Genomic DNA, 23,987 nt, shown 5'->3' with positions numbered 1-23,987 from the left:
GGGAAGACTCAGCCCGTGTTGCGCAGGCCCGCCGCAATCCCGTTGATCGTCAAATGAATGCCGCGCCGCAGCCGCACGTTCTGGTCGCCCGCGCGATGACGCTTGAGCAACTCCACCTGCAGGTGGTTCAACGGATCGAGATACGGGAAGCGGTTTTTGATCGAACGGGCGAGCAGCGGATTGTCGGAAAGCCGCTCGCTTCGCCCGGTGATTTCCGTCAGCACATGACACGTGCGCTGATGTTCCGCGACGATGCGCTCGAACACGAGCTTGCGCAGCTTCTTGTCCGCGACGAGCTGCGCGTACCGCGACGCCACGGCGAGATCGGTTTTCGCGAGCACCATGTCCATGTTCGACAGCAGGTTCGTGAAAAACGGCCATGTCTTGTGCATCTTGCGCAGCGCGGCGAGGCGCTTCGTGCGTTCGCCTTCCGACCCGGCTTCGTCGAGATAGGCGGTGACCGCGCTGCCGAAGCCGTACCAGCCGGTCAGCAGCAGCCGGCATTGGCCCCATGAAAAGCCCCACGGAATCGCGCGCAAATCCTCGATCTTGCGATGCTTCGGGTCCTGCAATTTACGCGACGCCGGCCGGCTGCCGATGTTCAACTCCGCGATTTCAGCGATCGGCGTCGACGAGAAGAAGTAGTCGGTGAAGCCGGGCGTTTCGTAGACGAGCGCGCGGTACGCGGCCATCGCGGAATCGGAGAGCGTCTGCATCGTCGCTTCGAATTGCGGCAGTTGCGCGGGCGCGTTCTCGTGCGGCAGCAGCGATGCTTCGAGCGTCGCGGCGACGACCGTCTCCAGATTGCGCCGTCCGATCTCCGCGTTCGCGAACTTGCTCGCGATCACTTCGCCTTGCTCGGTGAGGCGAATCTGGCCGTCCACGGTGCCGGGGGGCTGCGACAAAATCGCCTGATAGGTCGGGCCGCCGCCGCGCCCGACCGTGCCGCCGCGTCCGTGAAAGAGCCGCAACGTCGTGCCGCGTTCCCTGAAGAGCGCGACCAGCGCGAGTTCCGCGCGGTACAGCTCCCAGTTCGACGTGAGAAAGCCGCCGTCCTTGTTGCTGTCCGAATACCCGAGCATGACTTCCTGCTCGTTGCCCTGATTGTCGATGAGCGCGTCGATGCCCGGCAGCCCAAAGAAGTCGCCCATGATGACGGGTGCATTGCGCAAGTCCGCGATGGTTTCGAAGAGCGGAATCACCATCAGGCCGTCGCGCGCGGGATCGTCGCTGTTGCCGAGGCAGCCTTGCAGCACGCCGGTTTCCTTCTGTAGCAGCATGACTTCGAGCAGATCGCTGACGGTCTCGGTATGCGAAATGATGTAGTTGCGCACGGCGCGCGCGCCGAAGTTCTCGCGAAACACGCGCGCGGCTTCGAGCACGCCCAGTTCGCTCGTCGCGAGATCGGAATACCGCGCATACGGCAGACGCAGCGGGCGCGGCTGCGACAGCTCACTCAGCAGGACGTCGCGCTTCTCCTCTTCGGAGAGCGCCGCGTAGTCCTGCGCGACGCCGCCGCGTGCGAGCAGTTCCGCGACGACCGCCTCGTGAATGTCCGAGCTTTGCCGCAAGTCGATGCTCGCGAGGTGAAAGCCGAAGACTTCGGACGCGCGCGCGAGCGGCGACAGGCGCAGGCGCGACATCGACGCGCCGTGATGCTTCGCGAGCGAATCGATCAGCACGTTCAGATCGCGCGTGAATTCGGCGGCATCGGCGTAGGGCGTCGCGCGGATCGGCGTCGCGCCGCGCCCCGCGCTGCGCACGGCCACGACGCCTTCGCCGAGCCGCACGCGCGCGCTCGCCGCGAGCCGCGTGTAAATGCCGATGAGCGCGCGCCGGTACGGTTCGTCCGTGCGATGCGGCGAGCGGTCCGGCGACGCTTCGGCGAGCGCCTGCAATGCGTCGCTCGATCCGGCGAGCAGTTCGGATACGGAAAGCTCCGCGCCCAGCTTATGCACTTCTTCGAGATAGTGTTCGAAGATGACCGTCGCCTGGCGCGTGATCGCGGTTTCGAGCGTTTCGGCGGTCACGTTCGGGTTGCCGTCGCGGTCGCCGCCGATCCAGCTTCCCATCTGGAAGAACGCCGGCAGACGCGCGGGCAGGCCGTGTTCCGCGAGCGCGTCCTCGATGTCGGCGTAAAGCGCGGGAATTTCGCCGAGGAAGGTCGCGCGATAGTAGGACAGCGCGTTTTCGATTTCATCGGCGACGGTCAGGCGCGCGTCGCGCAGCATGCGCGTCTGCCAGAGCGACGTCACCCGCGCGCGCAGAACCGCTTCGTTGTGCGCGCGCTCGCGGACGGTCAATTCCTGATCGCGCTCGGCGAGCAGGCGCGCGATGTCGTGCTGCGCATCGAGAATGCTCTTGCGCTGCACTTCGGTCGGATGCGCGGTGAGGACCGGGACGATCAGCGCGTCGTCGAAGAATTTTTGCAGCAGCTTGCGCGTTGCGCTGACGTTCTTCTGCTCGCGCATGCGCTCGATGGCATACGCGATGGTTCCCGGCTGCGGCGCGGAGCCGGCGAGCGCGTGAATGCGCCGGCGACGATTGTGATGCCGGTCTTCCGCGATGTTCGCGAGATGCGAGAAATAGCTGAATGCGCGCACGACCGACACCGTCTGTTCCGGCGACAGCCCGCGCAGGCGCTTCTCCAGCGTCTGCGACGCTTCGACATCGTCTTCGCGGCGGAACTTGACGGCGGTCTGCCGAATGGCCTCGACCATGTCGAAGACGGCGTCGCCTTCCTGCTCGCGCAGCACTTCCCCGAGCACGCGGCCGAGAAAGCGGATGTCCTCGAAGAGCGGCCGGTCCTTGTCGTCGCGGGCGCGGTTCGCGGGCTTCGCGCGTTCGGCGGCGTCGCCGGAAGCGGCGGACGCATTCGCGTTGTCGTCGTCGCCGGGCGCGGCGGTCGTCGCCTTCTTGAGCGGCTTCGCTGCCTTGGACGCTTTCACGATCGCTTCGACGCCCGGCTTCGGCTCGACGGCGACAGCCGCGCTGGAAGCCTTCGCCGCGCTCGCGGCCCGAGTACGCGCAATGGGAGGCGACGACGCCGCGACGGACGCGTCGGAGGATGAGTCTGGGGATGCGGCGTTGCGGCGCGCCGGATGAGCCGATGCGGAAGACGTCACGTTCAAGTTCCTCTCTGATGCGAAGCCAGGACCATCGGCGGATGCGGCGGCCCGGACGGACGCCGCGCGAAGCATGGACTGCGGACCCACGGAAAAACGAACGTGCGCGGAGCGCCGGCGTGCCGGCATGTGTCTCCTCATGCGGCGCAAGACGCTGCCGGCTGTCTCCGCCCCTCGCAAAGCCACGCCGGACAAGGCTCCCGCGCGAGGCACACGTCGAATGGACCGTGGTGTGCGTGCTACCATTGTTTGTTACTTCATCCCGTCATCCGATCGAGCATCAATGAATTCCGAGACGCATTCAACGACACCGCCCGCGACGCTCGTCATCGCTTCGCGAGAGAGCCGGCTTGCGATGTGGCAGGCCGAGCATGTGCGGTGTGCGCTGCACAAATTATATCCATCTTGCGACGTCAAAATTCTCGGAATGACGACCCGCGGCGACCAGATTCTCGACCGCACGCTGTCGAAGGTCGGCGGCAAGGGTCTCTTCGTGAAAGAGCTGGAAGCCGCGCTCTCAGAAGGCCGCGCCGACCTCGCCGTGCATTCGCTCAAAGACGTGCCGATGCAGTTGCCCGAAGGCTTCGCGCTCGGCGCGATTCTGGAGCGCGAAGACCCGCGCGATGCCTTCGTCTCGCCGCGTTACGAATCGCTCGATGCGTTGCCTGCGGGCAGCGTCGTCGGCACCTCGAGTTTGCGCCGCGAAGCGATGATCCGCGCGCGTTTCCCGCATCTCGACGTGCGGCCGTTGCGCGGCAATCTGGATACGCGCCTCGCGAAGCTGGATCGCGGCGACTACGCGGCCATCATTCTCGCGGCGGCGGGCCTGAAGCGCCTCGGTCTCGAGGCGCGCATCCGCGCGCTGCTCGAACCGTCGCAGAGCTTGCCGGCGGCGGGGCAGGGCGCGCTCGGCATCGAGATTCGCGCGGATCGCCCCGAACTCGCCGCGTGGCTCGCGCCGCTGCACGATGAAGCCACCGCGCTCGCCGTCGAAGCGGAACGCGCGGTATCGCGCTCGCTCGGCGGAAGCTGCGAAGTGCCGCTCGCCGCGTTCGCGCAATGGCGCGGCGACATGCTCTCGCTGCGCGGCGCCGTCTCGATGCCCGACGGCAAGCGCGTGCTGCGCGCCGAGGAAGAAGTCCGCGCGCCGGACCTCGCCGGCGCGCTCGCGCTCGGTCAGCGCGTGTCGGCGGACCTCGAAGCGCAAGGCGCGATGGATATCGTCAACGCGCTTTCGACGATGAGCCGCGCCGACGCGCCCAACGCGAGCCCGGCGAAGGGCGGCTCGCAGGACGATTCACTGCCGCCGCCAGCGGCGAACGCCTCCTGATGGCGCGCGAATTCCGCGCGACCGTCGTCATCACGCGTCCGGCCGGGCAATCGTCGGCGCTTGTCGAGCGGCTCGCGCGCGCGGGCTTCGGCGCGCTCGAATTTCCGCTGATCGACATCGCGCCCGTCGCCGACGACGCCCCGCTGCGCGCCGCGCTCGACGAGCTTTACGGGCCGGAGCGTTACGCGCTCGTCGTATTCGTGTCGCCGAACGCGGTCGATCACGCGTTCGGCCGCCTCTTCGCGCCGTGGCCGGCGGACGTGCCGGTGGCCGTCGTCGGTCCGGGCAGCGTCGCGGCGCTCGCGCGGCAGGGCGTGCAGGCGCCGGCGTATCGCGTCATCAGCCCGCCGGCGGACGAGGCCGATCCGCGCTTCGATTCCGAGGCGCTCTACGCCGCGATCGAAGCGCATTTCGGCGCGGGCGGTCTCGAAGGCCGGCGCGTGGTGATCGTGCGCGGCGACGGCGGCCGTGAATGGCTCGCCGAGCGCCTGACCGAAGCGGGCGCGCGCGTGGAGAAAGCGGCGGCGTACCGGCGCGTGCTGCCGGAACCGGCGATGCACAAGTGGGAGCGCATTCACGCACTGCTCGCCGGCGAGCCGCACGCGTGGCTGCTGACGAGTTCCGAAGGCGTGCGCAACCTCGACGAACTCGCGCGCGAACATCTCACCGCCGACGAAATCGCGCGCCTGAAGCGCGCGCCGATCGTCTGCCCGCATCCGCGCATCGCGGAAGTCGCGCGGCAAACGGGTTTTGATACGATTACGGTGTCCGGCGCCGGCGACGAACGCATCGTGCAAACGCTGGAAACGCTGTTTCCCCGCGATGTTCGCGCATCCGCCGCAGCGGGGCCGACGCCGACGACCGCGGCCGATACATCGGCGGATTCATCACCGGACCCGACACTGGACCCATCACCGGACACTTCGCCGGCCACGCCGCCGGCTCACCAACCGGCTCAATCACGCATGACTGATTCGAACGATTCAAAGAAGGCTTCACCTCAGCCGAACGTGACACCGCCGCTGCCGCCGAACACGCCCTTCACGCCCTACGAGCAGCAGAAGCGGCGCGGCGGCGCGGGCATCGTGCTGTTGTGGTTCGTCGTCGTCATTCTGGCGGTCGCGGCGGGCGCGGGCGGCTATGCGCTCAACCGCAAGCTCGATCGCAACGGGCAGGAGCTCACGCAGCGCGTGGCCCGGGCGGATGCGCAAAACGCCGATCTGCGCGCGAAGGCCGATCAGGCGGCGAGCGCGACCACCGCGCTCAGCACGCAGATCATCCAGTTGCAGGGCAAGCTCGCCGATGCCGAAGCGCATAGCCAGGCCTTGCAGCAGCAATATCAGGATCTCGCGAGCAATCGCGACGACTGGACGCTCGCCGAAGTCGAACAGATTCTCTCGAGCGCGAGCCAGCAATTGCAGCTCACCGGCAACGTTCAACTCGCGCTCTTCGCGCTGCAAAGCGCCGACACGCGTCTCGCCGCGAGCACCGGCGCGCAGGTCGTGGCGATCCGCAAGGCGATCGCGCAGGACATCGACAAGCTCAAGGCCACGCCGACCACGGACCTGACCGGCCTCGCGATCAAGCTCGATACGGCCATCGACCAGATCGACGCGTTGCCGCTCGCGGGCGAAGCGCCGATCGCGCGGGCGCGCGCGCAGGCCGCGGCGCCGGGCGACAGCGCGTCGGTCGCGGCGGCGACGGGCGAGCCGCGCTGGAAGGTGCTCTGGCGGCAGATCACGAGCGGCATCGGGCAGCAGCTCGCGAGCCTCGTCTCCGTGCGGCGCATCGACAACGCCGACGCCATGCTCACGTCGCCCGACGAAGGCTACTTCGTGCGCGAGAACGTGAAATTGCGGCTCTTGTCCGCGCGTCTGTCGCTGCTATCGCGCAGCGAGCCGACGCTGAAATCGGACCTCGCCGCCGCCGACGCCGCGCTCGGACGCTACTTCGATTCGTCGTCGACCAAAGTCGCCGCCGTGCGCGATCTCGTCAAGCAGGTGGATCAGGCGTCGCTCGCGGTCGCCGTGCCGAACCTGAACGCGAGCCTCGCCGCCGTGCATCAGTTCAAGCGAGGCGGATGATGACGATTCGTGGACTCATCTGGCTCGCGCTGCTCTTCGCCGTCGCGGTGATCGTCGCGACCGTCGGCGGTTTCGACGGCGGGCAGGTTCTGCTCGTCATCCCGCCGTATCGCGTGGACGTGTCGCTCAATCTGTTCGTCGTCGCGCTCGTCGTGCTGTTCATCGTGCTGTACGCGCTGGTGCGCGCGGTGCGCGGCGTCTGGAAGATGCCGCAGCGCGTGGCGGCATACCGCGCGCGCAGCCGGCTCGCCAAGGCGAATGCTTCCCTGCGCGATGCGATCGGCCACTTGTACGCGGGCCGCTTTTCGAAAGCGGAGAAGGCCGCGCGCGATGCGCTTTCCGTCGACTCGAACAAGGGCGCGGCCGGGCTGATCGGCGCAAACGCGGCGCATCGGCTGCACGAATATGCGCGTCGCGACGAATGGCTCGCGCAGGTCAACGGCGCGGACTGGCAGGACGCGCGTCTGATGGCCACCGCCGACATGCGCGCCGATGGCCGCGACGCGGACGGCGCGCTCGTCGCGCTGACGGAAATGCAGGCGCAGGGCGGCCGGCGCATTCACGCGCAGCAGATCGCGCTGCGCGCGCAGCAGCAGTTGAAGAACTGGGGCGAAGTGCTGAAGCTCGTGCGGATGCTGGAAAAGCGCGAGGCGCTGCATCCGGCGGTCGCGGTGCGTCTGCGGCAGGTCGCGGCGGAGAACCTGCTGCGCGACCGGCGGCACAATCCGGACGCGCTGCTCGAACTGTGGCAATCGCTGTCGGCCACCGAGCGCCAGTCGCCGCGTCTCGCCGATCTCGCCGCCGAATTGCTGATCGCGCTCGATCGCCGCGCGGAAGCGAAGAAGATCGTCGAAGATGCGCTCGCGCATAACTGGGACGCGCGGTTGTTGCGGCGGTATCCGGATTGCGTGGTCGGCGGCGACGCTCTGCCGCTGATCCAGCGCGCCGAGGCATGGCAGAAGGAGCGCACGGAAGACGCCGACCTGCTCTTCACGCTCGGGCGGCTGTGCCTGCATCAGCAGTTGTGGGGCAAAGCGCAGGCGTTCCTCGAATCGGCGCTGAAGCTCGCCGACAACGAGCCGCTCAAGATACGGACGCATCGCGCGTTGGCACGTCTTTTCGAGCAACTCGGCGATGCCGAGAAAGCTGCGGAGCACTATCGCGCGAGCGCGCTGGCGATGAACGTCGTCTAGCGCGACGGAAGTTTTCAGCCAGGCAACGGGCCGCATGCACGACGCTTGCGGCCTTTTCATTTGCGCGCGTGGATTGAATGCGATGTGCCGTGTCTGTGCGCTATCGCACGGTCAAAAAATGCAACGGTGTGATGTATTCTCATTTACACCGCAACGGCATTCATCGCGGCCGCGCGACGCGCGGCTCATCGACAGCGGACACGCTGCATGCGACCGGGGAAGGCTCGCCGATGCATCGGGCGCAGGTGCGCCGCACGCATCGTCCGGCCATCTCCCGTCGACAGGAGGCGGATATGACTACGATGCACGCTTTAACGAGGCGCCTCGCGCCGGCGCTCTTCGCGATGGTCTCGAGTGCATGCCTTTCCCCCGCGTTCGCGCAGAGTTCCGCCCAGCAGTGGACCGGCACATGGTCCGTTGCGCCTTCCTACACCACCGATTCCGGCTTCGATAACCAGACCATTCGCCAGATCGTGCACACGAGCATCGGCGGAAGGGCGGCGCGGGTGCGCTTCTCCAATCTCTTCGGCACCGAGCCGTTGGTGCTCGGCAACGTGCATATCGCGAAACGGTCGAGCGGCGCGCAGACGGTCGCGCAAACGGACCGCGCCGTCACGTTCAACGGCCAGAGTTACGTGACGATTCCGGTGGGCGGCTCCGTCGTCAGCGACACCGTCGCGTTTCCCGTGCCGGTGATGGGCGATGTCGCCGTGAGCGTGCACGTTCCGTCGAAAACGCCGCCGTACTCCACGGGCCATCCCGCCGGGCTGCAGGACGTGTACGTCGCGCCGGGCGACGCGAGCGGCGATGCGTCGTTCAAGGGCGGCGTCACGAACCCGGGCGGCGCGCAGTCGTACTACTTTCTGACCAACCTCGACGTCGTCAACGAGGGCGCGACGGGCGCGGTCGTCACGTTCGGCGCATCCATTACGGACGGTCTCGCGTCGACGCCCAACACCAACCGGCGCTGGCCGAACCGGTTGGCGGCGCGGCTCGCGGGCGCGGGCTTGAACGTGGGCGTGCTGGATCAGGGCATCAGCGGTAACAGCTTTTTCATCGATACGGGCCCGTCCGGGCAGGCGGGCCTCACGCGCTTCAACCGCGACGTGCTGCAGCAGGCGAACGTGAAGTGGGTCGTCATTTCGGACGATGCCGTCAACGACCTGATCGGCGGCGATCCGCCGACCGCGCAGCGTCTCAAGAGCACGTTCGGGCAGTTGATCGCGCAGGCGCACAGCGCGAAGGTCAAAGTGATTTGCTCGACGCTCACGCCGTTCGAAGGCGTGGGGACGTGGACGCCCGCCATCGAGGACACCCGGCAGGCGATGAACGCATGGCTGCGCAGCGGCGCGAGCGGCTGCGACGGCGTGCTGGATCAGGCCGCCGTGCTCGGCGACCCCGGCAGCGCGAGCGCCGCGAGCGCGGCGAGTGCCCGGGCAAGCGCGTCGACGTATGCGCCGGCGTACAACAGCGGCGACAACCTGCATCCGAACGATGCGGGCCTGCAGGCCATTGCCAATGCCGTCGATCTCGACTGGTTCGCCGCATTGCCGACAGTGCGCGCGCCGTCCGCGTGCGGGCATCTCGCGCCCGGCGAGGGCCTTTCGACCGGGCAGACGCTCAAATCCTGCGACGGCCGCGTCGCGCTGACGCTCGGGACGAACGGGTACCTCGTCGTCGTGCGCAATGGCACGACGATCTGGTCATCGCAAGCGAGTGGAACGCCGGGCGTGAGAGTGCGCATGCAGGAAAACGGCATGCTCATCCTGTTCGACGCCAACGGCGAGAAAGTCTGGGAGACCGCGACGCCGAACCATCCCTGGTCATACGCCTACATGCAGAACGACGGCAGGCTCGTCATCTATTCGGTGAGCGGCGCGGCGTTATGGTCGAGCACGGGCTGAGAAGCCCGCGGATTCAATACGTTGGAACGGCCGGGTCCACCTGACGCGACCATGCGTCGATGCCGCCGTACAGATTGAAGATGTTCGTAAAGCCGCGCGATTCGAGGAACATGCCGACCTGCGCGCTGCGTGCGCCGTGGTGACAGATGCAGACGATCTGCGCGTCGTCGTCGAGTTCTTCGCTGCGCGCGGGAATGTCGCGCATCGGAATGGAGACGACGTCCTCCATCTTCGCGGTCTGCAGTTCCCACGGCTCTCGCACGTCGAGCAGGACGGGAGCGGGGCGCGAGGAATCGGCGAGCCACGCGGCGAGTTCGGGTGCGGTCAGGTTTTGCATGAGTGATTCGGCGCGGACGGTGAGTGCCGCCGGGCGCTTGCGGCCCGGCGCATGGTTCGGTGGTTCAGAACTTGAAAGCCGGCGGATGCAGCGCGTTCTTCAGCGGCGCGACGAAGGTTTCGAAGACCGCCGACACGCGATACTGGTTCTCGTCGATGCGCGTGATGATCTGCGCTTCCATGACGGGCGCTACGCCGACGAACGCGGCAATGCGCCCGCCGATGTTGAGCAGTTCCAGAAATTCCTGCGGCATCACCGGCAGCCCGCCCGACACGCAGATGACGTCGAACGGCGCGCCCTGATTCCAGCCGCGCGCGCCGTCGCCGACAACGACTTGCGCGTTCGTCACGCCGTTCGCCGCGAGGTTTTGCTTCGCGAGTTCGGCCAGTTCGGGCGAGATTTCGACCGTCGTCACGCTGCGGCCGCGATGCGCGAGAAGCGCTGCCATGTAGCCCGAGCCGGCGCCGATTTCCAGCACCGTTTCGCCCTTGTGGACCATGAGTTCCTGCAGGATGCGCGCTTCGAGCTTCGGCGCGAGCATGCGCTCGCCGCCGGGCAGCGGAATTTCGAGGTCCGCGAAAGCGATGTTGCGGTAGGCGGCGGGAACGTAGTTCTCACGCTTGACGATCGACAGCAGGTTCAGAACGTCCTGGTCCAGCACTTCCCACGGACGAATCTGTTGCTCGATCATGTTGAAACGCGCTTGCTCGATGTTCATGTTCTATGTGCGTGTTGACGACCGGAGACCAGGCCCCGAAGCATCGACGCGAGCGGCCGGAACGGGGCGGATTGACTTCGCGATTGTAGCAAATCGACGGGTTTTTCCGCCCGCCCGCGTCGCCGGCTGCGCCCGCCGGCTAATGCGGCAGCCGGATGTCCAGCTTGAACGTGAGCAGGCGCGCGACGAGGATGAACGCCGTCGACAGCAGCACGCTGTAGATCGTGTCGACGTTCAGCTCCGCGAGGCCAAGATAGATCCAGCAGCCCGCGAACGCGCAAACCGCGTAGGGCCGTGAATCGCGCAGAATCAGCGGAATCTCGTTGCACAGCACGTCGCGCATGATGCCGCCGAACACGCCGGTCGTGACGCCCATCATCGTCGCGGTGAACGCGGGCATCTGCGCATCGAGCGCGATGGACGTGCCCGAGACGCTGAAAAGACCTAAGCCGATGGCATCGGTCACGAGCAGGGCGCGCTGGTCGAAAAGGCGCGTCGTGAGGCGCAGGAAATAGGGCGCGAAAATCGCCATCGCGAAAATGGCGACCACGTAGTCCTGATGCTCGACCCAGTAGAACGGGCGGCGCGAGAGCAGCACGTCGCGCACGGTGCCGCCGCCGAACGCGGTGGCGAGCGCGACGAGAAACGCGCCGACCGCGTCGAGCCGGCGCTTTCTTGCTTCGATGAGGCCGGAGAGCGCGTAGGCGAAGATCGCGAGCGCCTCCATGATGGAGATGGCGAGGGTCAGTCTCGGATGCACGGTCCGTCCGTTCAGCGGGTCTTGTCTTGTGGATGATTGTGGTGACGCGGCGTGCCGCCCGGCTGCAGCAGCACGAGCACGGCGCCCGCGCCGCCATCGTGCGGACGCGCCTGACAGAACGCGATCACTTCCGCTTTCTGCGTGAGCCACGCGCGCACCTTGCCTTTGAGAATCGGCTCCTTGCCGATGGAACCGAGCCCCTTGCCGTGAATCACGCGCAGGCAGCGCAGGCCGCGCTTCACCGATTCGCGGATAAATTCCGCGAGCGCCTCGCGCGCTTCCTCGCGCCGCATGCCGTGCAGGTCCAGTTGCGCCTGCACGATCCACGCGCCGCGCCGCAGTTTTCTGACGACTTCCTGGCTCACGCCGGGCCGGCAATAAAAGAGCGTCTCGTCGATGTCCAGCAGGCTTTCCGGATCGTACTCGTCGGAGAGCGCTTCCTGAAGCACCGCTTCCTCGTCGCGGCGGCTCTGCAGCGGAAGGGGCGGCGGCGGCGTGCGGGTGACGGTCTTGCGCGGCGGCGTTCTAAGCGGCTCGATCTCGCCGATGGCGCGGCGGAACTCGTCCGCGCCCGCGTCGGCCTCGCGCTTCTCGCGCGCCGCTTCGATGCGTTCGCGCTCGCGCTTTTCGGTGTCCGCCTTCAGCGCGTCTTTCAGCGACGCGAGACCCGTCAAGCCTTCGCGCCTGACGGCATCGGCGACATCGCGCGGATCGGCCGGCTTCGGACCAGCCGGCGCCGGCGCGCGCGGCGCCTGCGCGCGGCGAGGTTTCGGTTCGTTCGGATGAGGAAGATTTTTCGGCATCGTTCGGCCAGAGAGGTCGGCTGCGGTCCGCTGCGCTCGGCTGTGGATCGGGTTCGAAGGACACGACGCGCAGGGCGCCGATTGTGCCACGCCCGGTGCCACGAGCGCCGTCCGTCGAATGCGTGCGCGCGAAACGCGCGCTCACACGTCCGGAAACAAAAAACGGGCCGCGGCGCGAACCGAGGCCCGTTCTTCCCGACGCGCGGGGCGCGCGGCTTACCGGTCCTTCTCGTGGCTCATCGAATGCGGCGTGGGCGTTTCGTCGATGGCTTCGAGATAGCGCTGCGCGTCGAGCGCGGCCATGCAGCCGGTGCCCGCGCTCGTGATCGCTTGGCGGTAGATGTGATCCTGCACGTCGCCGGCCGCGAACACGCCGGGGATGCTCGTCGCGGTCGCGTTGCCGCTCGTGCCGCCCTTCGTGATGATGTAGCCGTTCTTCATCTCCACCTGGCCGACGAAGAGATCGGTATTCGGCTTGTGACCGATCGCGACGAAGACGCCCTGCAGCGCAATATCCGTGGTTTCGCCGCTTTGCGTGTGCTTCACGCGCAGTCCGGTGACGCCCGATTCGTCGCCCGTGACTTCGTCGAGAACGTGGTTCCACTTGATGTCGACGACGCCTTCCTTTTCCTTCGCGAGCAGCCGGTCGATCAGAATCGGCTCCGCGCGGAACTTGTCGCGGCGGTGAATGACCGTCACTTTCTTCGCGATGCCGGCGAGATACAGCGCTTCCTCGACGGCCGTATTGCCGCCGCCGATCACGGCGACTTCGCCGTTGCGATAAAAAAAGCCGTCGCACGTCGCGCAGGCGGACACGCCCTTGCCCATAAACGCTTCCTCGGACGGGTTGCCGAGATATTGCGCCGATGCGCCCGTCGCGATGATGAGCGAGTCGCATGTGTACTCGCCCGAATCGCCGATGAGACGGAACGGCCGCTCGTTGAGCTTCGCCGTGTGGATGTGATCGAACACGATCTCGGTGTTGAAGCGGCGCGCGTGTTCCTCCATGCGCTGCATCAGCTCCGGCCCCTGCACGCCGGACGGGTCGCCGGGCCAGTTCTCGACGTCCGTGGTGGTCATCAGCTGGCCGCCTTGCGCGAGACCCGTGACGAGCAGCGGCGACAAGTTCGCGCGCGCCGCATAGACGGCGGCGGAATAGCCGGCGGGGCCGGAACCGAGGATCAGCACTTTGGCGTGTTTGGGCGCGGGTTGCGGTGATGACATGATGGAGGTCCGTTATTGGTGGTCGCATCGGCCAGGCTTCGCTCGAGAATCAGCGCAGCGCAGTTCGACACCCGATGAATGTCGCCGATGCCCCGTAGTTGGATGCAAGTCGTCAATTATAAAGGCCGCTGCGAAAGGCTTCCGAATGAACCTTTCAATCGCTTTGATAGCGATGCGTCGCAGAAAACACGCGGAAATAACGGCGCGCTCGCATGTGACGAGTGTTACAGGTTGCAAGAACGCGCCGGTTTTTGCGCCTTTCACCGCAATGCAGCGTTTACAATAGGTCACCGTTCATGCGGCCGCGACCGAACCACGCGGACCGCGACAAGCGACACCGAATCAATGGCCAAAGCATCCTATTCCGCGAGCGCGCAAGCGCTGCCGCACCGCATGTCGCGCCTTTTCACCGAAATTCGCTGGATTCTCCAGGTCGCGCTCGGATTGTTTCTCGTCATGGCGCTCCTGTCGTACAGCCGGAAAGACCCGAGCTGGACGCACGCGGTGAGCGTCGATCACATTTCCAACTGGGCGGGCCGCGTCGGCGCTTATACGTCCGATATCCTGCTGCTCGTCTTCGGGCTGTCGTCGTACTGGCTCGTCGTGCTGCTCGGGCGGCGCATCGTCGCGAATTACCGGCGCATCAGCGAGCCGGCCGCGCAAGCCGCCGCGAAGGACGACGACGCGCCGCGCGACCGCACGTGGCTCGCCGAAGCCTTCGCCTTCGTGCTCGTGCTGCTCGCGAGCGACGGCATCGAGGCGCTGCGCATGTGGTCGCTCAAGGTGCCACTGCCGCGCGCGCCGGGCGGCGTGGTCGGCGATCTCATCGCGCGTCATATTTCGCATGCGCTCGGTTTCACCGGCGCCACGCTTTTCCTGCTGATCGCGCTTGCCATCGGTTTGTCGCTCTATTTCCGCTTTTCGTGGCTCTCCGTGTGCGAGAAAGCGGGCGAAGCCATTCTCAACGGCATCACCGGCGCGCAACTGCGCCGCGAAGCGGGGCGCGACCGCAAGCTCGGCGAGGAAGCGGCGTCCAAGCGCGAAGGCAAGGTCGTGCGCTCGCGTGTGCAGAACGAGGACCACGAACCGGTCGTGATCGTGCCGCCGGTCGCCACGCCCGCGCGCTCCGAGCGCGCCGAGAAGGAAAAGCAGGTGCCGCTTTTCGCGGACCTGCCGGGCGATTCCACCCTGCCGCCGCTCTCGCTTCTCGATGCGCCGCCGAAGACGCAGGAAACCATCGCCGCCGATACGCTCGAATACACGTCGCGTCTCATCGAGAAGAAGCTGAAGGATTTCGGCGTCGATGTGAGCGTGGTGGCCGCGTATCCGGGGCCGGTCGTGACGCGCTACGAGATCGAGCCGGCGACCGGCGTGAAGGGCAGCCAGATCGTCGGCCTCGCGAAGGATCTCGCGCGTTCGCTGTCGCTCGTGTCGATTCGCGTCGTCGAGACGATTCCCGGCAAGAATTTCATGGCGCTCGAATTGCCGAACCAGCGCCGCCAGACGGTCAAGCTCTCCGAAATTCTCGGCTCGGAGGTGTACGCGAACGGCGCGTCGCCGCTCACGATGGGCCTCGGCAAGGACATCGGCGGCAATCCGGTCTGCGCCGATCTCGCGAAGATGCCGCACTTGCTCGTCGCGGGCACGACCGGCTCGGGCAAGTCGGTCGGCATCAACGCGATGATTCTTTCGCTCCTTTACAAGGCGAGCGCGGATCAGGTGCGGCTCATTCTGATCGACCCGAAGATGCTCGAAATGAGCGTCTACGAAGGCATTCCTCATCTGCTGTGCCCGGTCGTCACCGACATGCGGCAGGCGGGCCACGCACTCAACTGGGCCGTCGCCGAAATGGAGCGCCGCTACAAGCTGATGAGCAAGATGGGCGTGCGCAATCTCGCGAGCTTCAACACGAAGATCGACGAAGCCAAGAAGCGCGACGAGAAGATTCCGAACCCGTTCAGCCTCACGCCCGACGATCCGGAGCCGCTCACGCGCCTGCCGAACATCGTCGTCGTGATCGACGAGCTCGCCGATCTCATGATGGTCGTCGGCAAGAAAGTGGAAGAGCTGATCGCGCGGATCGCGCAGAAGGCGCGCGCGGCGGGCATCCACCTGATTCTTGCGACGCAGCGGCCTTCGGTGGACGTCATCACCGGGCTAATCAAGGCGAACGTGCCGACGCGCATGGCGTTCCAGGTGTCGTCGAAGATCGATTCGCGCACGATTCTCGATCAGCAAGGCGCGGAGTCGCTTCTCGGCATGGGCGACATGCTCTATCTGCCGCCCGGCTCGGGCCTGCCGGTGCGCGTGCACGGCGCGTTCGTGTCGGACGAAGAAGTGCATCGCGTCGTCGACAAGCTGAAGGAGCACGGCGAGCCGAACTACATCGAAGGCATTCTCGAAGGCGGGCTCGCGGGCGAGGGCGACGAAGGCGCGGCGGGCGCGGGCGGCGGCGCGACCGATGGCGAGTCCGATCCGCTCTACGATCAGGCGGTCGAGGTCGTCATCAAGAACAAGCGCGCGTCGATTTCCCTCGTGCAGCGGCACTTGCGCATCGGCTACAACCGGGCGGCGCGGCTTCTGGAACAGATGGAAAACTCGGGGCTCGTCTCGGCGATGTCGTCGAACGGCAACCGCGAGATTCTCGCGCCGGCGCGCGAATCGGAATAAGCGCCGCGCACGATGCAAGACGCAAGACGCAACATGCAATACGGACTGGAGAACACGGCATGAAGCAGCATACGGGGAAGAAGGCACTGGGCGCGGCGCTGTTGTCGGCGTCGATGCTCTTTGCGTCGCATGCATTCGCGAGCGGCACGGAGCAACTGAAGCAGTTCGTGTCGCAGGTGCATGCGGCCCGCGGCGACTTCACGCAGCAGGAAGTCAAGGCGCCGGGCAAGGCGAATAACGGCGCATCGACGACGATGCCCGCAACCGGCGCGACCTCGAGCGGCACGTTCATGTTCGCGCGTCCGGGCAAGTTCGTCTGGTCCTACGAGAAGCCGTATTCGCAAGTGCTGCAGGCGGACGGCGACAAGCTCTACGTCTACGACAAGGACTTGAATCAGGTCACCGTGCGCAGCCTGGGCGGGGCGCTCGGCGCGAGCCCGGCGGCGATTCTCTTCGGCAGCAACGATCTCGACAAGAACTTCACGCTGCGCGATGCCGGCGTGAAAGGCGGCATCGACTGGCTCGAACTCACGCCGAAGGCGAAGGACACGCAGTTTCAGACCGTCGGCATCGGCTTCAAGGACGGCAATCTGCAGGCGATGGAGTTGCACGACGTATTCGGCAACGTCACGCTGCTGACGTTCTCGAACATCCAGAAGAACCCGCCGCTCAAGAGCGATTCCTTCAAATTCACCGTGCCGAAGGGCGCGGATGTCATCAACGGGTGATCGACACGCGCGGTTCTTCCGAACCGCGCGTAGTTTCTGGCGCGTCTAGTCGTAGTCGGTGACGAGCGTCACGCGCTTCGCCGATGGCCCTTTGCCCTGCATCGTCAACACGCCGCCCGATGCGCCCACATGGAACGCGCCGCTGCGCGCATCGACGCGCCTGCCGTTGCCGTCCGCGAAACTCGCGGTGATGCGATCCGCTTCCGTAGCGCGATTGCCCGCGTCGATCGACACCTTCGCGCTCGGTGCGCTGTTCGGAAACGGCGTGAACGCGACGGTCGCCGTCTGGCCGCTTTGCGTCTGCCTTGCCGAGAACGCGCCGCTGTCTGCTGTCGATTGCGTCGATAACGCGAAGGGCGGTGCGACGAGCGCGCCCCTGAAGGTGATCGTGCCGCCGCCGATAATGACCGCGTTCGCCGAAATCGCGAAACAGGCTGACGCGCCCGCGATTGCGATACGGCAGGCCGCCGATGCTTGCAACGTCGATGTGCTCATCGTGTTCCCCTTGATGGTCGTCTTGTGCTTGCTTGAGATAACGCGCACGCGTCAGCGCGTTTGTCTTATCGATTCGCGCTTTGCGTCAGACGATAATAAGAGGACTCCGATGAAAAGACCAAGCGTTTTTCTAAACTACGCAGTTGATCCGGCAATTAGGGAATCGAGTACTGCTAACAAGCAGTGATATAGCGTTAAACGCTGTGTGCCGCAGTCATATCCTCGATGAAGGCATCGACGATATCGTTCTTCGCGGCACGCGAGCCGCGCGCGCGGTCGGCGCGCGTGACCATGTGAAACGCCACGCGGTAGCGCATGGTGCGGGGATCGAGCGCGGCGAGCGAGCCGTCGTTCACATACGGCGCGGCGAAATGCTCGGGCAGATAACCGAGGTGCTGCCCGGAGAGCACGAGCATCGCGACCGCTTCCATGTTGTCGGCCACCGCGCCGATGGAGCGCGGCGTGAGCGCGCCCGCTTCGGGCAGCGGATAGCTGCGCCACGCCCACGCGTGCTCGGCGGCCTCGTCGAGCGAGATGCCGCCCGCGCGCGCGAAAAGCGGATGCGTGCGCCCGCAGTACGCAAGCTGGTCTTCCGTGAAGATTTCCGCGTATTCGAGCGACGGCACGCGATGCCAGAAGTAGCCGATCGCCATCTGAATGCGCCCGGCGAGCAGCATCTGTTCGAGCTCGCCCGGCGAGCGCACGAGCACGGAGAGCCGCACCGATTCGTCGCGTTGGCGAAAGCGCGCGATCGCCTCGCTGATGCGCGCGTTCGCGCTGACGGGCGTGTTGCCGATCATGCCGAGCGTGAGCGTGCCGACGAGCTTCTTGCCGACATTGCGCGCCGTCGAATCGAACGTATCGACGGCGGCGAGCAGCGTGCGGCACGCGTCGACGAACTGCTCGCCGCGCGAAGTGAGCGCAAAGCCGCCGCGTCCACGCTCGCACAGGCGATAGCCGAGCCGCGTTTCGAGCGTCGCGAGCTGTGTGCTGATGGTCGATTGCCCGACGTTGAGCGTCGCCTGAGCCGACGAAATGCCGCCTGCATCGACGATCGCGAGGAATACGCGGATGAGCCGCAGGTCGAGGTCGGAAAGGTGAGTGAACATGCGCGCCGCCGATAGATCGATTGTCGTCGATGTGAAGTTGATTTCGCCGGCATTTTATCGCGTCCAGGATACGCGTAATAATGGGGTGAACCGCATCCACCTACATCGATCGCCATGAATGAATCCTCGCTTTTCGCGCCTGCCGAACACTTCGATTCCCACTTCCGCGACGCTCGCGCCGAACGTCCGCAACCGCTGTCGGGCAATCAGATGCCGCGTTGCGGCGGTATCGCGACGATGATGCGCCTGCCGCATGTCGCCTCGGCGGCGGGACTGGACGCGTGTTTCGTCGGCGTGCCGTTCGACCTCGGCACGTCCAACCGCACCGGCGCGCGCTTCGGCCCGCGTCAGGTGCGCAGCGAATCGGTCCTGCTGCGCCCCTACAACATGGCGACGCGCGCCGCGCCCTTCGATTCGCTGCGCGTGGCGGACATCGGCGATGTGGCAATCAATCCGTACAACCTGCTCGACTCGATCGACCGCATCGAGCGGGCGTATCGCGAGATTCTGGAACACGGCTGCAAGCCGATCACGCTCGGCGGCGACCACACGATCGCGCTGCCGATCCTGCGCGCGATTGCCGCGAAGCATGGGAAAGTGGGCCTCATTCACGTCGATGCCCACGCCGATGTGAATGACACGATGTTCGGCGAGAAAATCGCGCACGGCACGCCGTTTCGTCGCGCGGTGGAGGAGGGCTTGCTGGACTGCGAGCGCGTCGTGCAGATCGGGTTGCGCGGCACCGGCTACGAAGCCGGCGATTTCGACTGGTGCCGCGAGCAGGGTTTTCGCGTCGTGCAGACGGAAGAGTGCTGGCACCGCTCGCTCGCGCCGCTGATGGACGAAGTGCGCGCGCAGATGGGCGACGGGCCTGTGTACATCACGTTCGATATCGACGGCATCGACCCGGCCTTCGCGCCCGGCACCGGGACGCCGGAGATCGCGGGCCTGACCGTGCCGCAGGCGCTGGAGATCGTGCGGGGCGCGTGGGGGCTGAATATCGTCGGCGCGGATCTGGTGGAAGTCGCGCCGCCTTACGATCCGTTCGGCACGACGGCGCTCCTCGGCGCGAATCTCGCGTTCGAACTGCTGTGCGTGCTGCCGGGCGTGCAGCGGCGCGTCTGAGCGCGTCTGAGCGCGGCAGGCGCGGCGCCGCTTTGCCGGATCAGGAAGCCAGCGCCGCCCGCCGCGTCGAAACCAGCAGCAGATAGCACACGGCGCCGAGCGCGAGCGCCGGCAGCGTCGCGCCGAGATTCGGCAGCCATTGATTGATCGCGTGATACGCCGCGATGCCCACCGCCCACGCGACGAACGCGCTCACGTGCCAGCCGCCCGAGTAGCCGTAGCGCCCGTCGATGCGGCCGAGCGCGGCGGCATCCACGCGGCGCTTTCTCACGACGAAATGATCCGCGAGCACCACGCCGAAGAGCGGCGCGAACACCGAGCCGATCAGGAGCAGGAAGTTCTGGTACTTGCCCATCGCGACGACGAGCGCAACGAGTGTGCAGAGCGCGCCGTAGCCCGCCGACAGCATCGGGACGCTCGCGCGCGCCCAGAACGTGCCGGTGGAGACGGCTGCGGAGTGAATGTCGGCGAATGCGTTGTCGATTTCGTCGATCAGAATCAGGAAAAGCGCCACGCCGCCGCCCGCCTGCGCGAGCGCGACGGTGAGAAGCGCGTCGCCGCCGCCGGCCGCGAGTCCGTACACCGCGCCGAGCGCATAGAACCAGAGATTCGCGATGCCGTAGCCGAAGAGCGTGCCGCGGAACGTGCCGCCCGCGCTGCGCCCGAAGCGCGTGTAATCGGCGATGAGCGGCAGCCACGACAGCGGCATCGCGACGACGAGATCGATGCCCGCGCCGAACGCCATATCGCCGGTGCCGGGGCGCGCCATCAACGCGGCAATGTCGTGCTTCGACAGCAGATTCCACGTGAGCCAGCCCGCGCCGCCGAGCAGCAGCCAGATGCCCCAGCTGCGCAGAAAGCGCCGCACGAACGAGAGCGGCCCGCTCACCGCGAGCAGCGTCGCGAGCGCGCCGAAGACGAGCGTCCAGACGAGCGGCATCGACAGATGGAAGGATTGCCTCGCGAGCGCGTCGGCGGAATCGCGCATCACGATGATCTCGAACGAACCCCAGCCGACGAGCTGCACTGCGTTGAGCACGGCCGGCACCGATGCCCCGCGCACGCCGAGCGTGGGCCGCAGCGAGGACATTGCCGCGAGCCCCGTGTCCGTGCCGATCACGCCCGCGAGCGCGAGCAGCACGACGCCGACCGCCGTGCCGATGACGATTGCGACGAGCGCGTGCGGCAGCGACAGTCCCGGCACCAGGAGCGCGCCCGCCTGCGCGACGAGCAGCCCGATGCCGAGCGAGAACCACAGCGCGAAGGCGTCGCTGGTGCCGAAGGCGCGCCGCTCCACAGGCACGGGCGCGAGCGGCGCGTAGGTGGACGTGTTCTCTTGCTCCATCGCAATTGATCCTTATAGGGTCGGTTCGTGTGGCGGGCTTCGTGCGCGGCGCGCGGCTGTCATAATTCCTCGACTCGCCGCCCGATTGTGCAGCCGCATCGCGGGAAAGCGAAACTAGGCCGAATGGCCGATGCACCGCGCATCGCAAAAGGCGCACGATTATCGCCGGGTTTGGCATCCCGGCGTCACGGCGGCATCCACCACTTGCATCCACAGAACCATGTTCGAAGAAAACCGTGGCACCGTTCCGCTTGCGGAGCGCCTGCGCCCCCGCAGTATCGACGACGTGATCGGCCAGAAACATCTGCTCGGGCCGAACAAGCCGCTGCGCGTCGCGTTCGAATCGGGCGAAGCGCATTCGATGATTCTGTGGGGCCCGCCCGGCGTCGGCAAGACCACGCTCGCGCGTCTCATGGCGGCCGCTTTTCGCGCCGAATTGATCTCGCTCTCGGCGGTGCTGTCCGGCGTGAAGGACATCCGCGAGGCGGTGGAAACGGCGCAGATCCATCGCGCGAACGGGCGGCAGACGCTCGTTTTCGTCGATGAAGTGCATCGCTTCAACAAGAGCCAGCAGGACGCGTTTCTGCCGCACGTCGAGTCGGGGCTCTTCGTGTTCGTCGGCGCGACGACCGAAAACCCGTCCTTCGAGGTGAACAGCGCGTTGCTCTCGCGCGCAGCCGTCTACGTGCTGAAGAGCCTCGACGCTGACGAACTGAAGGAACTGCTCGAACGCGCGACGGCGGAACTCGGCGGCCTCACGTTCTCCGACGAAGCGCGCGACGCGCTCATCGGGTCGGCCGACGGCGACGGGCGCAAGCTGCTGAACAATCTCGAGATCGTCGCGCGCGCGGCGGCGCAGCAGAAGAAAACGGAAGTGGACGGCGCGCTTCTCGGCAGCGCGCTCGCGGAGAATCTACGTCGCTTCGACAAGGGCGGCGACGCCTTCTACGATCAGATCAGCGCGCTGCACAAGTCGGTGCGCGGCAGCAACCCGGACGCGGCGCTGTACTGGTTTTGCCGCATGATCGACGGCGGCGCGGACGCGCGTTATCTCGCGCGGCGCATCGTGCGCATGGCATGGGAAGACATCGGGCTTGCCGATCCGCGTGGCGCGCGCATCGCGCTCGACGCCGCCGAAACCTACGAGCGCCTCGGCTCGCCGGAAGGCGAACTCGCGCTCGCGCAGGCGCTCCTCTATCTCGCGGTCGCGCCGAAATCGAACGCGGGCTACAACGCGTACAACGAGGCGCGGCGCTTCGTCGGCAAGGACCAGTCGCGCGGCGTGCCGGTTCATCTGCGCAATGCGCCGACCAAGCTGATGAAGGAACTCGGCTATGGTCACGAGTATCGCTACGCGCACGACGAGCCGGACGCTTATGCCGCCGGCGAGACCTATCTGCCGGACGGCATGCGCGATCCGCACTGGTACGAGCCGACGCCGCGCGGCCTCGAAGGCAAGATCGGCGAGAAGCTCGCGCGCCTCGCGGAACGGGACGATGCCTGGCGGCGCGAGCATCGCGACGAGAAGAAGCGTTGAACGCCGTTTCGCTCATGCGCGCGGCGTATTTGGCCGGACGACGCGGCGTTGCCCGCGAGCGCCGATGACCGTGCGCTAGAATCGGCGTTTTCGAATACTCAACAAAAGCATCCCCGCCATGCTCGACATTCAACACCTCCGCAAAGACCTGGACGGCGTCGCGAAGCGCCTTGCCGATCGAGGCTATACGCTCGACGTCGCCGCCTTCGCTGCGCTCGAAGCCGAGCGTCGCGAGATCCAGACCCGCACCGAAGAGCTTCAGGCGCGCCGCAACAGCCTGTCGAAACAGATCGGCGCGATGAAGGGACGCGGCGAGGACACGTCGGCGGTGATGGCGGAAGTCGGCGGCATCGGCGAGACGATGAAGGCGTCGGCGGCGCAACTCGAAGGCGTGCAAAAGCGCTTGTCCGATCTGATGCTGACGGTCCCGAACTTGCCGCACGAAAGCGTGCCCGTCGGCAACGACGAGACGCAGAACGTCGAAGTGCGGCGCTGGGGCGCGCCCCGCGCGTTCGATTTCGAGATCAAGGATCACGTCGATGTCGGCGCGCCGCTCGGCCTCGACTTCGAAACGGGCGCGAAGCTCTCGGGCGCGCGGTTCACGCTGCTGCGCGGGCCGATTGCGCGGCTGCATCGCGCGCTCGCGCAGTTCATGATCGACACGCACACGGAGCAGCACGGCTACACCGAGGCTTACACGCCGTATATCGTGAATCCGGAAATCCTGTACGGCACCGGCCAGCTTCCCAAATTCGCCGACGACATGTTCCGCGTCGAAAAGGGTGGCGACGAGAATACGGTCACGCAGTACCTCATTTCGACGTCCGAGATATCGCTCACGAATACCGTGCGCGACAGCATCCTCGAGGCGAGCTCGCTGCCCGTGAAGCTGACGGCGCATTCGCCGTGCTTCCGGTCCGAGGCCGGGTCGTATGGCCGCGACACGCGCGGCCTGATTCGCCAGCATCAGTTCGACAAGGTGGAGATGGTGCAGGTCGTCGCGCCCGAGCACTCGTATGCGGCGCTCGACGAGATGGTCGGCCAGGCGGAAGCCATTCTCCAGAAGCTCGAATTGCCGTATCGCGTGATTACGCTGTGCACCGGCGACATGGGCTTCTCGGCCGCGAAGACGTTCGATCTCGAAGTCTGGCTGCCCGCGCAGAACACGTATCGCGAGATCTCGAGCTGCTCTAACACCGAGGCGTTTCAGGCGCGGCGCATGCAGGCGCGCTTTCGTAACGCGCAGGGCAAGCCGGAGTTCGTGCATACGCTCAACGGCTCGGGGCTGGCGGTCGGTCGCACGCTCGTTGCGGTGCTGGAAAACTTCCAGAACGCGGACGGCTCGGTGACAATTCCCGCGGCGTTGCGTCCCTACATGCGCGGCGCCGAACGCATCGAAGCGCCGACGGCGGGCTGACGTTTATTTGCAAATTGAGGCTTGAAAAGTTTCGCGTCTCCGATATACTTTCATTCTTCGTTGAGCAGCGACCCGTTCGACGA

18 protein-coding genes are annotated in these 23,987 nt (G+C 66.3%); 9 read left to right on the top strand and 9 right to left on the bottom strand.

Going from position 1 to position 23,987, the window contains the following annotated elements; translation table 11 throughout:
• Positions 1–8 precede the first annotated feature (8 nt).
• Complete coding sequence (gene ppc, locus LDZ27_RS10710; protein ID WP_244814063.1) at positions 9–3,125, bottom strand: phosphoenolpyruvate carboxylase; 3,117 nt, start codon at positions 3,123–3,125, stop codon at positions 9–11.
• Between the two features lie 283 nt (positions 3,126–3,408).
• Between ppc and hemC the strand changes: the two genes are divergently transcribed.
• The 4 genes from hemC (at position 3,409) to LDZ27_RS10690 (ending at position 9,636) form a co-directional block, all read left to right on the top strand.
• Positions 3,409–4,455: a hydroxymethylbilane synthase gene (gene hemC, locus LDZ27_RS10705; protein WP_244814062.1), complete on the top strand. Its 1,047-nt coding sequence runs from the start codon at positions 3,409–3,411 to the stop codon at positions 4,453–4,455.
• Positions 4,455–6,539 carry a fused uroporphyrinogen-III synthase HemD/membrane protein HemX gene (hemDX, locus tag LDZ27_RS10700; RefSeq protein ID WP_244814061.1) on the top strand — a complete coding sequence of 695 codons (2,085 nt, stop codon included), beginning with the start codon at positions 4,455–4,457 and terminating at the stop codon, positions 6,537–6,539. Before hemC ends, hemDX begins: the two co-directional genes overlap by 1 nt.
• The gene (locus LDZ27_RS10695; protein WP_244816120.1) at positions 6,539–7,732 is read left to right on the top strand and encodes a heme biosynthesis protein HemY; all 1,194 of its coding nucleotides are present in this window, start codon (positions 6,539–6,541) and stop codon (positions 7,730–7,732) included. Before hemDX ends, LDZ27_RS10695 begins: the two co-directional genes overlap by 1 nt.
• A 293-nt stretch (positions 7,733–8,025) precedes the next feature.
• Positions 8,026–9,636: a GDSL-type esterase/lipase family protein gene (locus LDZ27_RS10690; RefSeq protein ID WP_244814060.1), complete on the top strand. Its 1,611-nt coding sequence runs from the start codon at positions 8,026–8,028 to the stop codon at positions 9,634–9,636.
• Between the two features lie 13 nt (positions 9,637–9,649).
• Here LDZ27_RS10690 and LDZ27_RS10685 read toward each other — a convergent pair whose 3' ends face one another.
• The 5 genes from LDZ27_RS10685 to trxB form a co-directional block, all read right to left on the bottom strand.
• Complete coding sequence (locus LDZ27_RS10685; RefSeq protein WP_244814059.1) at positions 9,650–9,973, bottom strand: rhodanese-like domain-containing protein; 324 nt, start codon at positions 9,971–9,973, stop codon at positions 9,650–9,652.
• A gap of 64 nt (positions 9,974–10,037) precedes the next feature.
• On the bottom strand, positions 10,038–10,691 hold the full coding sequence (locus LDZ27_RS10680; RefSeq protein WP_244814058.1) for a protein-L-isoaspartate O-methyltransferase: 654 nt from the start codon (positions 10,689–10,691) through the stop codon (positions 10,038–10,040).
• 139 nt (positions 10,692–10,830) lie between these two features.
• Positions 10,831–11,451, bottom strand: coding sequence for a trimeric intracellular cation channel family protein (locus tag LDZ27_RS10675; RefSeq protein WP_244814057.1), 621 nt, complete (start codon positions 11,449–11,451; stop codon positions 10,831–10,833).
• An 11-nt stretch (positions 11,452–11,462) separates the two neighbouring features.
• Positions 11,463–12,254, bottom strand: coding sequence for a Smr/MutS family protein (locus LDZ27_RS10670; protein WP_244814056.1), 792 nt, complete (start codon positions 12,252–12,254; stop codon positions 11,463–11,465).
• A gap of 216 nt (positions 12,255–12,470) precedes the next feature.
• Complete coding sequence (trxB, locus tag LDZ27_RS10665) at positions 12,471–13,478, bottom strand: thioredoxin-disulfide reductase (RefSeq protein WP_244814055.1); 1,008 nt, start codon at positions 13,476–13,478, stop codon at positions 12,471–12,473.
• A gap of 345 nt (positions 13,479–13,823) precedes the next feature.
• On the opposite strand from trxB, the gene LDZ27_RS10660 reads away from it, so the two are divergent.
• A complete protein-coding gene (locus LDZ27_RS10660) occupies positions 13,824–16,148 on the top strand; it encodes a DNA translocase FtsK (protein WP_244814054.1) in 2,325 nt (774 codons plus the stop codon).
• 59 nt (positions 16,149–16,207) lie between these two features.
• Positions 16,208–16,876 carry an outer membrane lipoprotein chaperone LolA gene (gene lolA / locus LDZ27_RS10655; protein WP_244814053.1) on the top strand — a complete coding sequence of 223 codons (669 nt, stop codon included), beginning with the start codon at positions 16,208–16,210 and terminating at the stop codon, positions 16,874–16,876.
• A gap of 45 nt (positions 16,877–16,921) precedes the next feature.
• Here the strand turns inward: lolA and LDZ27_RS10650 are convergent, their stop codons facing one another.
• Both LDZ27_RS10650 and LDZ27_RS10645 read right to left on the bottom strand, forming a co-directional pair.
• A complete protein-coding gene (locus LDZ27_RS10650) occupies positions 16,922–17,371 on the bottom strand; it encodes a hypothetical protein (protein ID WP_244814052.1) in 450 nt (149 codons plus the stop codon).
• A gap of 194 nt (positions 17,372–17,565) precedes the next feature.
• Positions 17,566–18,480, bottom strand: a complete 915-nt coding sequence (locus LDZ27_RS10645) for a LysR family transcriptional regulator (protein WP_244814051.1) — start codon at positions 18,478–18,480, stop codon at positions 17,566–17,568.
• 114 nt (positions 18,481–18,594) lie between these two features.
• On the opposite strand from LDZ27_RS10645, the gene speB reads away from it, so the two are divergent.
• Complete coding sequence (gene speB / locus LDZ27_RS10640) at positions 18,595–19,605, top strand: agmatinase (protein ID WP_244814050.1); 1,011 nt, start codon at positions 18,595–18,597, stop codon at positions 19,603–19,605.
• Positions 19,606–19,645: 40 nt separating this feature from the next.
• On the opposite strand, the gene cytX is transcribed toward speB, so the two are convergent.
• Positions 19,646–20,950: a putative hydroxymethylpyrimidine transporter CytX gene (gene cytX / locus LDZ27_RS10635; RefSeq protein ID WP_244814049.1), complete on the bottom strand. Its 1,305-nt coding sequence runs from the start codon at positions 20,948–20,950 to the stop codon at positions 19,646–19,648.
• A 220-nt stretch (positions 20,951–21,170) separates the two neighbouring features.
• Between cytX and LDZ27_RS10630 the strand changes: the two genes are divergently transcribed.
• Both LDZ27_RS10630 and serS read left to right on the top strand, forming a co-directional pair.
• Complete coding sequence (locus LDZ27_RS10630; RefSeq protein ID WP_244816119.1) at positions 21,171–22,487, top strand: replication-associated recombination protein A; 1,317 nt, start codon at positions 21,171–21,173, stop codon at positions 22,485–22,487.
• 118 nt (positions 22,488–22,605) lie between these two features.
• The gene (gene serS / locus LDZ27_RS10625; RefSeq protein WP_244814048.1) at positions 22,606–23,904 is read left to right on the top strand and encodes a serine--tRNA ligase; all 1,299 of its coding nucleotides are present in this window, start codon (positions 22,606–22,608) and stop codon (positions 23,902–23,904) included.
• Positions 23,905–23,987: the final 83 nt, after the last annotated feature.

The sequence above is a fragment of the Caballeronia sp. Lep1P3 genome (assembly GCF_022879595.1).
Taxonomy (GTDB): Bacteria; Pseudomonadota; Gammaproteobacteria; order Burkholderiales; family Burkholderiaceae; genus Caballeronia.
Note: the sequence above shows the minus strand (reverse complement) of the source record. Positions and strands in the feature narration are given on the sequence as shown.